The sequence below is a fragment of the Pseudomonas sp. GM21 genome (assembly GCF_000282215.1).
Classification (GTDB): domain Bacteria; phylum Pseudomonadota; class Gammaproteobacteria; order Pseudomonadales; family Pseudomonadaceae; genus Aquipseudomonas.
Genome location: NZ_AKJS01000064.1, coordinates 1 through 654, shown reverse-complemented (window position 1 = coordinate 654; position 654 = coordinate 1). Strand labels below are relative to the sequence as shown.

Annotated in this window: 1 protein-coding gene; it reads right to left on the bottom strand. The window is 48.9% G+C overall.

Annotation, left to right across the window (positions count from 1 at the left end; translation table 11 throughout):
• Positions 1 to 443: 443 nt before the first annotated feature.
• The coding region (locus PMI22_RS31920; protein ID WP_238543913.1) for a hypothetical protein at positions 444 to 654 on the bottom strand (211 nt) is incomplete at its 5' end.

Sequence of the window (654 nt, the reverse complement as noted above, 5' to 3'; positions counted from 1 at the left end):
AACTATCCTGACACCGGGGGCTTGGGCCATATTATTTTTTTGGTACTAGCCCTGGCCAGCCACTAGCCAGTCTAGAGGATCTAAAAACCGCCAAACACACAAAAGGTGATGCTGCCGGTTTAAAATCAGAAAGGCCGAATATTCGCATATTGAACAAAGGCAGCTTCATTGAATTGAAAACCATACATGAGTTATACAGCCAACTATTTGGAAACGCCTGATAGTATCCCCTTAACCGTTTACCTATCCCTTATCGTAAGGGGAAACGGTATCCTGTCTGTTGGCGCCGACGCCGAACTGATCCAGTTGCCAAGATGTCACTGACCCAGTCAGTTCGTCCGGAACGAATTATCTACGCGAGATTTCTGCAGATTTAGAGGTGGGTCAGTCTTACTTCAGCACTGCGTCCGCGTCAACAGCACTGTGCACCGTCATAAATTGTCTCAGCTTAAGCCCGTCCCATTGTTGAAATCGTTTCCTTTTGCCGGTACTTGTAGGTCACCAATGTCAGCACAGAAAGCACCCATGCACGCAAGATTCAGAGTAATTGAAACCACCACACTGGTGGATGGCAGCAAGCGATACAGGGTTGTTGATCTTGTCGAGGGAGGGGCAGCCAGCAAGCATGGCGTGCCCCCGGTGTCAGGATAGTTG